Source organism: Brevibacillus invocatus (assembly GCF_003710915.1).
Classification (GTDB): Bacteria; Bacillota; Bacilli; order Brevibacillales; family Brevibacillaceae; genus Brevibacillus; species Brevibacillus invocatus.
In genome coordinates, this window is the sequence record NZ_RHHR01000015.1 from 1 (window position 1) to 13,679 (window position 13,679).

At 49.9% G+C, this 13,679-nt stretch carries 7 protein-coding genes, 14 tRNA genes, 1 rRNA gene and 2 riboswitches; all 22 genes read left to right on the top strand.

The features are described 5' to 3' along the window. Positions 1-413: ribosomal RNA gene (locus EDM52_RS10510) — 23S ribosomal RNA — on the top strand; the annotation flags it as partial. 54 nt (positions 414-467) lie between these two features. Beyond that, positions 468-543 (top strand) — tRNA-Asn (locus EDM52_RS10515). 5 nt (positions 544-548) lie between these two features. Continuing rightward, positions 549-639: transfer RNA gene (locus EDM52_RS10520), tRNA-Ser, on the top strand. A 28-nt stretch (positions 640-667) separates the two neighbouring features. Beyond that, positions 668-744 (top strand) — tRNA-Met (locus EDM52_RS10525). Positions 745-753: 9 nt separating this feature from the next. Next, a tRNA-Leu gene (locus tag EDM52_RS10530) sits at positions 754-838 on the top strand. 12 nt (positions 839-850) lie between these two features. Beyond that, positions 851-927: transfer RNA gene (locus EDM52_RS10535), tRNA-Glu, on the top strand. An 84-nt stretch (positions 928-1,011) separates the two neighbouring features. Next, positions 1,012-1,087, top strand: a tRNA-Val gene (locus EDM52_RS10540). Positions 1,088-1,140: 53 nt separating this feature from the next. Next, positions 1,141-1,217 (top strand) — tRNA-Met (locus EDM52_RS10545). 47 nt (positions 1,218-1,264) lie between these two features. Continuing rightward, positions 1,265-1,341: transfer RNA gene (locus tag EDM52_RS10550), tRNA-Asp, on the top strand. Positions 1,342-1,377: 36 nt separating this feature from the next. Next, a tRNA-Phe gene (locus EDM52_RS10555) sits at positions 1,378-1,453 on the top strand. A gap of 21 nt (positions 1,454-1,474) precedes the next feature. Beyond that, a tRNA-Thr gene (locus EDM52_RS10560) sits at positions 1,475-1,550 on the top strand. A gap of 5 nt (positions 1,551-1,555) precedes the next feature. Further along, a tRNA-Gln gene (locus tag EDM52_RS10565) sits at positions 1,556-1,630 on the top strand. Between the two features lie 5 nt (positions 1,631-1,635). Continuing rightward, positions 1,636-1,711, top strand: a tRNA-Lys gene (locus EDM52_RS10570). A gap of 34 nt (positions 1,712-1,745) precedes the next feature. Beyond that, a tRNA-Leu gene (locus tag EDM52_RS10575) sits at positions 1,746-1,827 on the top strand. 37 nt (positions 1,828-1,864) lie between these two features. Continuing rightward, a tRNA-Gly gene (locus tag EDM52_RS10580) sits at positions 1,865-1,940 on the top strand. 356 nt (positions 1,941-2,296) lie between these two features. Beyond that, the gene (locus tag EDM52_RS10585; RefSeq protein ID WP_122908965.1) at positions 2,297-3,250 is read left to right on the top strand and encodes an AAA family ATPase; all 954 of its coding nucleotides are present in this window, start codon (positions 2,297-2,299) and stop codon (positions 3,248-3,250) included. A 14-nt stretch (positions 3,251-3,264) separates the two neighbouring features. Further along, positions 3,265-4,473: a DUF58 domain-containing protein gene (locus tag EDM52_RS10590; protein ID WP_122908966.1), complete on the top strand. Its 1,209-nt coding sequence runs from the start codon at positions 3,265-3,267 to the stop codon at positions 4,471-4,473. Positions 4,474-4,477: 4 nt separating this feature from the next. Continuing rightward, complete coding sequence (locus EDM52_RS10595; RefSeq protein ID WP_122908967.1) at positions 4,478-6,715, top strand: DUF4129 domain-containing transglutaminase family protein; 2,238 nt, start codon at positions 4,478-4,480, stop codon at positions 6,713-6,715. Between the two features lie 20 nt (positions 6,716-6,735). Further along, positions 6,736-6,838: riboswitch (purine riboswitch) on the top strand. Positions 6,839-7,039: 201 nt separating this feature from the next. Then, positions 7,040-8,578 (top strand): glutamine-hydrolyzing GMP synthase, encoded by a 1,539-nt coding sequence (gene guaA / locus EDM52_RS10600; RefSeq protein WP_122908968.1) that lies wholly within the window; start codon positions 7,040-7,042, stop codon positions 8,576-8,578. A gap of 152 nt (positions 8,579-8,730) precedes the next feature. Then, positions 8,731-8,832, top strand: a riboswitch (purine riboswitch). Positions 8,833-8,952: 120 nt separating this feature from the next. Continuing rightward, positions 8,953-10,326, top strand: a complete 1,374-nt coding sequence (locus EDM52_RS10605; RefSeq protein ID WP_122908969.1) for an NCS2 family permease — start codon at positions 8,953-8,955, stop codon at positions 10,324-10,326. Positions 10,327-10,475: 149 nt separating this feature from the next. Then, entirely contained in the window at positions 10,476-11,939 is a 1,464-nt protein-coding gene (locus EDM52_RS10610; protein WP_122909254.1) for a M1 family metallopeptidase, read from the top strand. Between the two features lie 43 nt (positions 11,940-11,982). Then, positions 11,983-13,551: a M1 family metallopeptidase gene (locus EDM52_RS10615; RefSeq protein ID WP_122908970.1), complete on the top strand. Its 1,569-nt coding sequence runs from the start codon at positions 11,983-11,985 to the stop codon at positions 13,549-13,551. Positions 13,552-13,679 lie beyond the last annotated feature (128 nt).

Here is a 13,679-nt window from a genome sequence, read left to right on the forward strand (position 1 = left end):
GAGGTTTGGCACCTCGATGTCGGCTCATCGCATCCTGGGGCTGAAGTAGGTCCCAAGGGTTGGGCTGTTCGCCCATTAAAGCGGTACGCGAGCTGGGTTCAGAACGTCGTGAGACAGTTCGGTCCCTATCTGTCGCGGGCGCAGGAAGTTTGAGGAGAGCTGTCCTTAGTACGAGAGGACCGGGATGGACGCACCGCTGGTGCACCAGTTGTCACGCCAGTGGCACAGCTGGGTAGCTATGTGCGGAAGGGATAAGCGCTGAAAGCATCTAAGCGTGAAGCCCCCTCCAAGATGAGACTTCCCACAGCGCAAGCTGGTAAGACCCCTCATAGACGATGAGGTTGATAGGTTCGGTGTGGAAGCGTGGTAACACGTGGAGCTGACGAATACTAATCGGTCGAGGACTTATCCACATGCTTTAGCAATCATGCAGATCCAGTTTTGAAGGAACAAGGTTCTTTCATTATTCCTCGGTAGCTCAGTTGGTAGAGCAATCGGCTGTTAACCGATCGGTCGGCGGTTCGAGTCCGTCCCGAGGAGCCATATATGGAGAGTTACCCAAGAGGCCGAAGGGGACGGTTTGCTAAACCGTTAGTATGCGCAAGCGTAGCGAGGGTTCGAATCCCTCACTCTCCGCCATATCGTTTTTAGTTTCATATTGTTTTGTGGCGGTGTAGCTCAGCTGGTTAGAGCGTTCGGTTCATACCCGAAAGGTCGGGGGTTCGATTCCCTCCGCCGCTACCATCCTAAGTTGCGGTCGTGGTGGAATTGGCAGACACACCATCTTGAGGGGGTGGCGGGGCGACCCGTGCGAGTTCGAGTCTCGCCGACCGCACCATATTGATAACTTGGCCCGTTGGTGAAGCGGTTTAACACAGCAGCCTTTCACGCTGTCATACAGGGGTTCGAATCCCCTACGGGTCACCATACAACACCTCACAAAGCAAAGGGAATGCTTGATAGCAAACTTGGATACTTTATGGGGGGGCCACATTGCTAGAGTGTGGATGTGGAGGCTTAGCTCAGCTGGGAGAGCATCTGCCTTACAAGCAGAGGGTCGGCGGTTCGATCCCGTCAGCCTCCACCATTAATTTCTTAGGATAAGGGACGCTTTTTTGGCGAAACATGATCCTTAACTGTCGCGGGATGGAGCAGCTCGGTAGCTCGTCGGGCTCATAACCCGAAGGTCGCAGGTTCAAATCCTGCTCCCGCAACCAAATACTCTTACTCGTACATAGAAGAGTACTCGTAACGTGCATATTATGGAGCTGTGGTGAAGTTGGAGTTCACGCCGGTCTGTCACACCGGAGGTCGCGGGTTCGAGTCCCGTCAGCTCCGCCATTCTTTCTCAAGCATGGTGGACAAGAATACGCTTGAGGCTCGGTAGCTCAGTCGGTAGAGCAGAGGACTGAAAATCCTCGTGTCGGCGGTTCGATTCCGTCCCGAGCCACCATTTATTGAATAGCTAAAACGTGCCGGTGTAGCTCAATTGGTAGAGCACCTGACTTGTAATCAGGGGGTTGTGGGTTCAAGTCCTATCGCCGGCACCATTTTTTGGGGTATAGCCAAGCGGTAAGGCAACGGACTTTGACTCCGTCATTCCCAGGTTCAAATCCTGGTACCCCAGCCATTTTTGAGCCATTAGCTCAGTTGGTAGAGCATCTGACTTTTAATCAGAGGGTCGAAGGTTCGAGTCCTTCATGGCTCACCAGTTTTTACAAAACGTATATTTCTGTTAAGAACATGCGGGTGTGGCGGAATGGCAGACGCACCAGATTTAGGTTCTGGCGGGAGACCGTGGGGGTTCAAGTCCCTTCACCCGCACCATCCTTGACAGAAATGATACAGGCTTTTTCCTTGAAATGCGGATGTAGCTCAATTGGTAGAGCGTCGCCTTGCCAAGGCGAAGGTCGCGGGTTCGAGACCCGTCGTCCGCTCCATCATCTTTATTCAGGTTTCCTAGTTGAATAGTAAGATTGATTTTGTTACATCTATTATAGAAGCTAAAGAGTAGGAAACTGTCCTACTCTTTTTTTGTACTATAGGAGGGCGAGATAAAGACTTTCCCTTATACCTGGATTAGATGGAACCTGACTGATACTATATACAATTTTTCGAAATATTTATACAAATTTTGTAATCTTCATTATTTTTTTCTTGTATCTCATTATTTCTTCTATTACGTTAGAAATACGTCTTTGAACTTATGACTTTGCATCAATCGATGGAATCAAATCTTTACCGTTACTGTCCCAGGCTTGGTAGAAGACTAAATGGAACAGGAGTTGTTATCAACATGAACCCGATCAAAGTGGAACATGCACATCCTGCAGTGACGAACCTGATTGCAAATATGGAAAAAGTGCTGATTGGTAAGCGCTCAGTCATCGAATTGACAGTGGCAGCGATTTTGGCAAAAGGGCATGTCTTGCTAGAAGATGTCCCGGGTGTGGGAAAGACAATGCTAGTGCGTGCTTTGGCTAAATCGATTGGTGGAGAATTTAAAAGGATTCAATTTACGCCGGACCTCTTGCCGACCGATGTAACCGGCGTTGCCATATTTAATCAAAAAAGTCTGGAATTTGAATTTCGTCAAGGTCCTCTCTTTTCCAACGTCGTGCTGGCTGATGAAATCAACCGGACATCGCCTAAAACACAATCAGCTCTACTGGAGGCGCTGGAGGAGCGCTCCATCACTGTAGATGGGGTCACCTATCCCTTGGCGAAGCCGTTCTTTGTCATGGCTACACAAAATCCGCTGGAGTATGAAGGAACATTTCCGTTGCCAGAGGCTCAGTTGGACCGCTTTCTGATGCAATTGCGTCTGGGATACCCTAGCGTAGAGGAAGAGACGCGTATGCTGACCCGTTTTTCGGACAGCAACCCGCTGGATACACTGGAGCCGGTCATGAGTGCTGAAGAATTGGCAAAATTGCAGGATTTAACTTCTCATGTGAAAGTATCAGAAGGAATCAAAGAATACATTGTACGACTTTGCCATAAAACACGTGACCATCACCATGTCTATTTGGGTGTAAGCCCGCGTGGGTCTCTCGCTTTGTATCGTGCAACACAAGCTTTGGCATTTGTACGTGGACGAGATTACGTCATTCCGGATGACGTGAAGGAGCTCGTCCCGGTTACATTTGCGCACCGGATGATTGTGAAGCCGGAAGCACGTCTGGAGGGGGCGACCGTTGAGCGGATTCTGACGGTGATTTTGGCAGAAACCCGTGTTCCGATGGGATGAGGTGGTGACTGAGGATGAAACAACAAAAATGGGGCAAAGTCAAAGTGATCGGACTGGTATTGGTAACCTTTGTGTTCTCCAAATTTCAGGGGGGATTTGCCAGCTGGTTTTTGTTCTACAGCAGCCTTGTCTTTTTCGCCTACGAATGTTTGGCCTACTTTCTGATGTTCTCCACGTTGGAGGTGGTTCGACAACTAGATCGAAATCGCCTGCAGGAAGGGGAGGACGTGGTTGTCACCATTCGGCTGCGACGGAGAATCTGGTTCCCATTTGGATGGAACATGATCCTGGAGCCGCTGCCTGAACGTCTCACAGGCTTGTATGAACCGCACAAGCAGCTCATATTCCCGTGGTTTAAAAGAGAGATAGAGTTTCGCTATGTCATCCCCCACCTGCCGCGCGGGCATTATCGCCTGCAGGAATGCGTAATTAGCGGCGGTGATTTTTTTGGATTCATTGAACGTCGAGAGGTCAAAGCGCTTTCTGATGAGCTTCTCGTTTACCCTACCTATCAACATTTGAACCATTGGCCACTCGGTGATGGGAGCTTCAGCGGAACCATCCATGTCTCGCATAGACGCTCCGATGATGTGGCCGCTGTACGAGGTGTTCGCGAATATCATCGTGGAGATCGGCTCAGTCAGATCCACTGGCGGGCGTCTGCTCGTGGATCGGGTTTGAAAACCAAAGAATTTGAGCATCAGGCGATGAACCAGGCTGTCTTTTTCCTTGATGTTGAGAAAAGAAGCTATCAGGATCAAGCGCCAGATCTGTTTGAATTGGCCGTTAAGGTAACAGCCAGCCTGATCGCCTTTGCCAACCGCAATCAGTACCATTATGGGCTCGTCTATAAACAGGCAGATCGAATCTCGATTGCACCTGCCGTTTCACATGCACACTTCTTACGTGTATTTGATCAATTGGCGCGTGTGATGCCAGAGGGAAGCGAACCTTTCGCGCGCATACTGGGACGCGAAGCCCTGGAGCAGACGCAGGGGGTGACTCTGATGGTCGTGACGCCGCGGCTGGACAAAGAGCTGGTGGGTCGATTGATCGCTTTGGCCCAAAAGGGAAGACGTGTACAGCTATTCTATGTAAACCGGGCTCAGAGCTACACGATGGAACAGAAACGCGTCCTTCAGCTGTTGACGGCAAACAAGGTAGTCTGTACAGCTATTCAGTCGGAAGATTACCAGCATTGGAAGCGTATGGGGGGTGCCTAGGCAGATGTACGAATGGAAACGCCCGACGCTATTAGACGTGATCTCGGCACTCTTTTTGTTCCTCCTGGTGAGGGAATGGCTTATTCCCCTGCAGGTTTTGACGGACACCGGAGATCTCTGGCCGTTCTATATGATAGCGGCTTCTGCCATCCTCGTGGATTTGCTAATGCCCTATCGTTGGCTATCCTTTCCGTTCAAGCTGATCGGGTTACTATGGCTGCTGCATGCGACCTTTTTTGAGACTCCGTTCTGGGAGCGCAAGTGGCTTATTGAGGTATATCAGCACATAGTCCACGATATCCCGCTCGTTTTTGCGCAAGACTGGGGAGCAATGTCAATTCTCTCTCGCAATGCCATGTTTGACATCATGTTGATCGTATTGATTTCCATGATTACGTACCTGGTACTGGAGCAGAGGCAAGTATTATGGTTTGTCGTCATGACAGAAGCGTATTTGGCACTGCTGGATACCTTTATGCCATACGAAGCAGACGGGGGCATCATACGCACACTGATCTGCGGCTTCCTGCTTCTCGCGATCACTCATTTGACGAAAATGACCCGTATGGCTACGGTAAACGGAAAGCGCGGCTGGGTGTTAGCCAATTCGATCATGGCCCCCATGCTGATTATTGCGATGAGTGTGGGAATCGCTTATGCTGCACCGAAACAGGACGCGAGCTGGCCAGATCCGATTTCCTTTTTAATGGGGAACAGTCAGGGGACAGCAGGGACCGTAATGAAAAAAGTAGGGTACGACAACAACGATGGACAGCTAGGCGGTCCATTTATTTCGGATAACACGCTGGTGTTCGTGGGGGTAACCAATGAACAGAGCTACTGGCGTGGAGATTCCAAGGATATCTACACCGGTGTGGGCTGGGAAAAAGGGAAGCGCGAATATGAATCCATTCTCGACCTCCAGAATCACGAGTGGGAAAACACGTTGTTTAAAGGACTGGAAGCCAGGGAAGTAAAGTCTTCCCTATTCTTTAGCGGACCTTTGCAGTATGCGACTGTCTTTTATCCCGGGCAGATTAAAAAGCTGAGGGACTATACACCGGAAAATGCGACTGTCGTCTTTGACACCTGGAACCAGCAGCTGGAAATTCGAGCAGGAAAAATCAATCTCCTGCCGCCGTCCGGTTCGAGCAATTCTCAGCCTGTCGTCGGCCCCAATACCTTGCTGATGAAGCTGAAGCAATACAATGTAGAGTCTGAAGTGCCTGTCGTGAGTGAAAAAGCCATCACGCAGGCTGGGACGAATTATCCGGAAGAAATTCGAGCCAACTATCTGCAATTACCTGAGCAGCTACCAGCGCGGGTGAGGGAGCTGGCTCAGGAGATCACCCAAAATGCCGAAAACCCGTATCAAAAGGTAAGGGCAATTGAGAATTACCTGCGTTCCAGTGGAAAATATAAGTATGAGACGACCGACGTGCCTATACCCGAGCCAGGTCAGGATTTTGTGGATCAGTTCTTGTTTGAGAGCTATCGCGGGTACTGCGATCATTTCTCTACCTCGATGACAGTCATGCTGCGTACACTGGATATTCCGGCCCGTTGGGTAAAAGGTTTCGCACCGGGTGAACGCGTAGGGTCTGACGATCAGGGGAATGACATCATGGAAGTGCGAAGCAAGGATGCTCACTCCTGGGTAGAAGTGTACTTCCCTGAGCTTGGTTGGATTCCTTTTGAAGCGACCAGCACGTTTACTTCTCCTGTTCGTATTCAATACGACCTGCAATCCGAGCAGTCGCAGCTTCCGATTCCACTGCCTGACCTAGGCAACCAGGGCGGCATCGATCGCGGAGATGGACGTTGGGATGAGTTGGAAGGGGGAGACGCAGTTTCTACCAGTGGCTTCCGTATTCCTTGGCAGGTAAACGCATTGATTCTGGCTGCCTTGGCAGGAAGTGCTTTCGTTGCGTGGAGACGCAGACAAGACATTCAGATTTGGTGGCTACGCCGCAAGATGAATCATCTCGAAAGCAACCAATATCCGGATCGCTTTCATCTCTTAATGCGCATGGTGGAAAGTGTCTATACACGTCGCAAGTCCGGTGAGACAATACGTGAGTATGTGAACAGGCTCTCCATACCGGGAGACAAGCGGCAGGATTTACGCTATTTGACAGAGATGTACGAACGGATGATTTACGGGTTAAAAGGAATGGAGCAAAAAGCACGAATCGTCGCAGAGGAATTAATGGAAAGACTGATACGTCAACTGAAGCCTTGAACATTGACTTTTCATCTGCTAGAATGACGATCAATGAGTCTCGTATAATCCTCAGGAATATGGCCTGAAAGTATCTACCACCTGACCGTAAATCGGGTGACTACGAGGAGAGCACATCGGATTTATGTACATGCAACTGCACAAGTGTACACAAGCTGGGACTCTGCCGCCGTACTCTTTTTCGGAGGTGACAGTCCCGGTTTTTTTCGGTGCAATGCCTGTATGGGGTAGACTGCTCGAACGGCAATGAACAAAATCGGATAGGGTCGGCAAAATTGAGCGCAGACTCTTGCAAGTCCTGTGGTACAGGAGAAAGGGGTCAACATGGACAAGACTATGGAAATGATCGTCGTACTTGATTTCGGAGGCCAGTACAATCAACTGATTGCTCGCCGCGTGCGCGATCTGGGTGTATACAGTGAACTGGTAGCGTACAATACACCGGTCGAAAAAATCAAAGAAATGAATCCAAAAGGAATTATTTTTTCCGGTGGACCTGCCAGCGTATACGAAGAGGGAGCGCCAAAGGTAGATCCAGCGATCTTTGATTTGGGACTGCCCGTACTGGGAATTTGCTATGGCATGCAACTGATGAGCCATATGTTGAACGGAAAAGTAGAACGTGCTGGAAAACGGGAGTACGGAAAAGCTGAGCTGCGTTTGCAAGAAGCGCACAACCTGTACGAAAAATGGGACGCGAACGAAGTCGTATGGATGAGCCACTCAGACAAAGTAGTGGAGCTGCCGACCGGATTCCGCATCGATGCAGTAAGCGACAGCTGTCCTGTAGCAGCGATCAGTCATCCAGAACGAAATCTGTACGGTGTACAATTCCACCCAGAAGTACGCCATACCGTGAAAGGCTCCGAGTTCATAGCGAACTTCCTGTTCAACATCTGCGGTTGTGAAGGCAACTGGAGCATGACCTCGTTTATCGAAGACGAGATTGTACGAATCCGCGAGACCGTTGGAGACAAACAGGTTCTGTGTGCATTGAGCGGCGGGGTAGATTCCTCTGTAGTAGCTGCACTTATCCACAAAGCCATCGGCGACCAACTCACTTGCATGTTCGTCGATCATGGTCTTTTGCGCAAAGGTGAAGCAGAAGGAGTAATGGAGACATTTGGTGAGAAGTTCTCCATGAAAGTGATTAAAATCGATGCCCGCGAACGTTTCCTTGGTAAGCTGAAAGGCGTTTCTGACCCCGAGAAAAAACGTAAAATCATCGGAAACGAGTTCATTTATGTATTCGATGAAGAAGCAGCCAAATTGAAAGACATGGATTTTCTGGCACAGGGCACACTATATACCGATATCGTGGAAAGCGGAACTGCAACAGCTCACACGATCAAATCTCACCATAACGTAGGCGGACTGCCTGAAGACATGAAATTCGAATTGATTGAGCCGCTGAAAACGCTGTTCAAGGACGAAGTTCGCAAGCTGGGTGCCGAGCTGGGTCTGCCAGACGAAATCGTATGGCGTCAGCCTTTCCCGGGACCAGGCTTGGGTATTCGGGTATTGGGTGAAGTAACGGAAGAAAAGCTGCACATCGTTCGGGAATCTGATGCGATTCTGCGCGAGGAGATTGCCAAAGCAGGTCTCGACCGCGAAATCTGGCAGTACTTCACAGCTTTGCCGAATATGAGCACGGTCGGCGTTATGGGTGATGTTCGTACCTATTCCTATACAGTAGGGATTCGTGCAGTAACATCCATTGATGGAATGACGGCGGATTGGGCGCGTATTCCATGGGATGTACTCGAGAAAATCTCTACGCGTATCGTGAACGAAGTAGATCATGTAAACCGCATTGTGTACGATGTAACATCCAAACCGCCAGCCACCATTGAGTGGGAGTAATCCGTTGAGTGCCACCCAGTGGGGGCGAAAAGACGAAAATAAAACATGGCTTCGGGATCAATTTGTAAAAACCGGATGATTTTCGTTATGAAAATAATAACGTTCGTATTTTTCGTTGACAGTATATAAGCTACCTGTTACACTTTTCGATGTAAAAGGTAAATATTAAGGTTCGTATAATCCAGAGGATATGGCTCTGGAGTTTCTACCAGGTCGCCGTTAACGACCAGACTACGAACAAAATGTCATCGGGATGTGTTTTCGTTATTATTTTTCGTGATTGGTCCCGCAGCGTTTTGTTTGCAGTCGAGGCGTTACATAGCGTCTCGACCTTTTTGTTTGCCACCAAACATAAATTCTGGGGGGACTACTCGGTGCGCAAGTATTTCGAGTTTGACAAACTAGGCACCAATTATCGCCGCGAAATCATCGCGGGAATCACCACATTTCTAGCAATGGCTTACATTTTGGCAGTTAACCCGTTCATTCTCAGCGGTGCGGATCTTCCGCCAGAACTGAAAGCGAACTATCCTGAATTCGGTGCAGTGTTTACAGCTACCGCACTGGCAGCGGCTATCGGTACATTGCTGATGGCGATTATCGGTCGTTTGCCAATCGCGCAAGCACCGGGGATGGGGCTGAACGCATTCTTTACGTACACCGTCGTACTGACTATGCAAATTCCTTGGCAACAAGCTCTGGCGGGTGTATTTCTCTCATGTACGATTTTCTTGATTCTGTCTCTGACAGGTGTTCGTGAAGCGATTATCAATGCCATTCCACAAGGTTTAAAATATGCGGTATCCGCAGGTATCGGTCTGTTCATTGCTTTCATCGGTTTGAAAAATGCTGGTATCGTAGTAGCGAACGATGCAACGTTCGTGGCTCTCGGTCACCTTACCTTTTTCCAGGACAACCTGACGCCTGAACAGGTTCTGGCTGCGAAAAATGCTTTGCTTGCTATTTTTGGTCTGATCGTTACGGTGATCCTGATGACACGCAAAGTAAATGCGGCAATCTTCATCGGGATGTTCGTAACCTGTATAGCTGGTATGATTGTCGGTTTGGTTGATGTTCCTAAAGGAATTTTTGCAGCTCCACCAAGCTTGGCTCCTACCTTCGGGGCAGCATTTGAATTTTTGGGAGATCCGTCTGTACTGTTTTCCGTAAACATGCTGATCATCGTCCTGACCTTCTTGTTCGTGGACTTTTTCGATGCGACTGGTACTCTCTTGGGTGTAGCCAACCAAGCTGGCTTGCTCAAGGATGGCAAACTGCCTCGTCCAGGTCGCGCACTCGCATCTGATGCGGTTGCGGGCATGGCGGGTGCTGTGCTGGGGACGTCCACAACGACAGCTTACATCGAGTCGGCTGCAGGGGTAGCTGCAGGTGGCCGCTCTGGTTTTGCTTCTGTCGTGACGGGCTTGATGTTCATCCTGGCGCTGTTCTTCTTCCCGCTGCTTGCAGTTGTTACTTCAGCAGTCACGGCACCAGCATTGATCATCGTAGGAGTATTGATGGCTTCCAGCATCGCGAAGATTGCATGGGATGACCTCGAAGAAGCGTTTCCTGCATTCCTCACGATTCTGATGATGCCACTGACTTACAGCATTGCGACCGGTCTGGCTGCAGGCTTCATCGTTTACCCAGTACTGAAAGTCATGAAAGGCAAAGCGCGTGAGGTTCATCCAGCGATGTACGTTCTATTCTTCGTCTTCCTGGCATACTTCATCTGGCTGCGCGAATAGAACAAGTAAAGATTATCAAACGAACGGTTTCCTTCTTGTATGGAGGGAGGCCGTTTTTTGCATTCATATAGTCTTTTATTTCCAGTTTCGGTAGGATAATAGAGAGGGAGGGGTTTGTGTGAAAAAAGTGGAGGTCATGCTTGTTCGTCATGGTACTGTTCTGTACGGCTACTGTGTTTCCCAGTGTTACAAGCGGCGAGGAACTGCCAGGTAAAAACCGCTACAGGGCGAATGTCCAGATAGATCCCCTGAGTAAACACGTTGAAGGGAGTATCACCATTCTGTTCAGACCGCAAGATCCCTCACAGGTCTACCTACATGTCTATCCGTATGCTTTTGCCGAAAAGAAACAAGGTGAACAGTGGGAGCAACTTTTAGGCAAGGACGCGCTCCCAGGAGCGTATGCTATTACCAAGCTATCAGTAGAAGGACACCCTGTCGAACCGAAACGGCAAGGCACTCTTCTGGAAGTGTCACTGGAATTGGCGAAAGACGCAGTGGAAAAGGCAGGACAAGTCAGGCTGGAGCTTCATTTTGAAATGACTCTTCCTCGCAATAATGGACGCATGTCCTACGACGATCACGCACTTTGGCTGGGCAACTGGCTGCCTGTACTTGCAGTTCATGACAAACAGGGCTGGAATCTGGAGCCATACGAGCCGATCGGGGACCCCTTTTACAGTGAGAACGCGGATTATCAGATACAGGTAACTCTGCCAGACCACTATCAATTGGCGAGTACGGCAGCTGATCAGGAAGCTATGATTAAGGCGACGGCACAGGGGCAAAAGACTTATCAACTAGAGGCTGGAGACGTTCGTGATTTTGCACTCGTCATTATGGATCAAACGTATCAAATATTGGAGACAAAGGCAGATCATACACAGGTGAGAACTTGGTTTCGCTCAAGTGACAATGCAGTGGCAGCAAAGCGTCAGCATGAGGCTGCATGGCAGTCATTGGCGTACTTCAACAGCCAGTTTGGCGCGTATCCCTATCGCGAATTCGATGTCGTGCGTACAGGCGGAGCGATCAATGGCATGGAGTATCCTGCTATCGTTTTTGTGGATGGAAGCCATTTCTTCTCCGAGAGAGAAAGTACGATACATACAGTCGTTCACGAAACAGCCCACCAATGGTTTTACGGTATTGTGGGGAATAATCAATGGAGGGATGCTTGGTTGGATGAAGGCTTGACGGAGTACGCTGCCATCGCTTTTCTCTCGGCTAAAGATCCACAATATGAAGCTTATCGGGTATGGGATCGCATGCTGCGAGGAACGACCGTTTCAAGCTATATAGAAGCGAATCTGCGTCCCTGGCAACCACTATCTGCCTTTCCGGACAACCGAAGCTATGGAGATTTGGTCTATTCGCGTCCTTTCTCGATGATGTGGATGCTGCGCGATGCTTGGGGAGAAAAGAAGCTGCATGCGTTTTTGAAGGCGTACGTCCGTACTTATCGATTCGGAGTGGCCACAGGAGAAGATTGGATTGCTTTACTGACAGCAGAAGCCGGTGCAGACGCAAAAGATTTTATCGACTATTGGCTGTATCTGAATCCGAAAAAAAGAACGGCTGCAGAGAATTGGTTGGAGAAGCAGCGACAATAGCGTGAGGAAATGAAAGAGTAGCGGATGAAGGCAGGGGATCGCCATGTGGCGAAAAAGTGGAGCACGTGCTGTCTTGCTGGGTGTGGGAATATTATTGGCCGGGATTATGTGGTTAAGGCCATGGTCAGAGGTACAATCGGGAGCTGTTACGAATGAGTCGGTGATTCCGACTGAACAAGGACAGGCAGCTCCCAAGGATGCTGCAACCTACACCGCCGATATGCAGATTGATCCAAAAGCGCATCGGGTGACAGGAACGTTGACAGTCCGATTTGTTCCAAAGGATGATCACGTGTATTTTCATCTTTATCCCAACACATTTCAGAAGGCAGCTGATCTGAGTACGGACTCTTGGGAGCGTGTACTGGGGAAACAGCGGGAGCCAGGAGGCATCCAGATCACGAGCGTACGCGTGAACGGGGAGGATGTGCCTGTCCGCTATCAGGGGCCAACGCAAACACTATTACATGTTCCCATCGCTTCGTCGGGGATGGGGACAGCTGACCACTCCGAGATCGAAATGCGTTTTCAGCTACAGGTGCCGTACAATAAAGGCAGACTTTCCTATAACGACAATGCCATGTGGCTCGGCAACTGGCTGCCGATTCTGGCGGTCAAGGAGCCCGGCGGTTGGCGGCTTGATCCGTACTCGGCGATTGGTGACCCCTTTTACAGTGAAACAGCGAACTATCATCTGCGGGTACAGCTGGCGGACGAATACCAGTTGGCTACCAGTGGTGTGGAGAGTGTAGCGGTGGTGACTCAGACCCGTCCCCAGCGGCAGACGCTTTACGAGATCGATGCCTTGAACGTACGTGATCTTGCGATGGTTGTCATGGACGATACCTACCACAAGGTGACGGCAACTGTCGAGGATACGGTAGTACATATATGGTCTCAGGAGGGAGACGATACTCGGATTGTCAGTCGTCTTCATGAAGCGGCAGAAGGAGCGCTGCGCTACTTTAGCGAGCAGTTTGGTCCGTACCCCTACAAGGAATATGACGTGGTGAAAACGGGCGGATTTTTTGGCGGCATGGAGTACCCCGGAATCGTCTTTATACAGGAAGAGTTTTTCGAAAGGGCTGATCCGATCGGCGATGCTGTCATCGCTCACGAAACAGCACATCAGTGGTTCTATGGGCTGGTAGGCAATGATGAAGTGCGCGAAGCGTGGCTAGACGAGAGCCTGAGCGATTATGCGACATTAGCCTACCTGACAGATGTGAGCCGAAATTCCGCCAATCTGTACATCAAGATGCGCCAGTCCCAATCCCGCGAGGCAGAAGCATACGCGGCAAAAGGGCTTGCGGTTTGGCAGAGTGTCGAACAATTTCCTGATTGGGACAGCTATGTGCGGCTCGTCTACGCACGCGGAGGGGCGATGCTTTGGCATTTAAGTCAGGAATGGGGACAAGAGCGCGTTCATCGGATTTTGCGTCAGTTTGTGAGCCAGCATCAATACGGCCAGGCTAAGGGGCAACAGCTGGTGGAACTGCTCAGTAAAGAGGCCGGGGCTGATGCCACTCCTTTTATCGATTATTGGCTGCATTTGAAGCTGGATCAGCAAGAGCACGCGAAGGCGTGGGTGGAAAAAGGTAAACACGAATGATTGATACAGGTTCATTTTGTAATGTTCGGAATCGAGGTTGACAGGCAAACTTTCTCCCTGCTAAACTGAAGAAGTTGAAAGCAATCAAGTACGTATAGCCCAGGCGATCAGTACGGCTGCCAGATGCC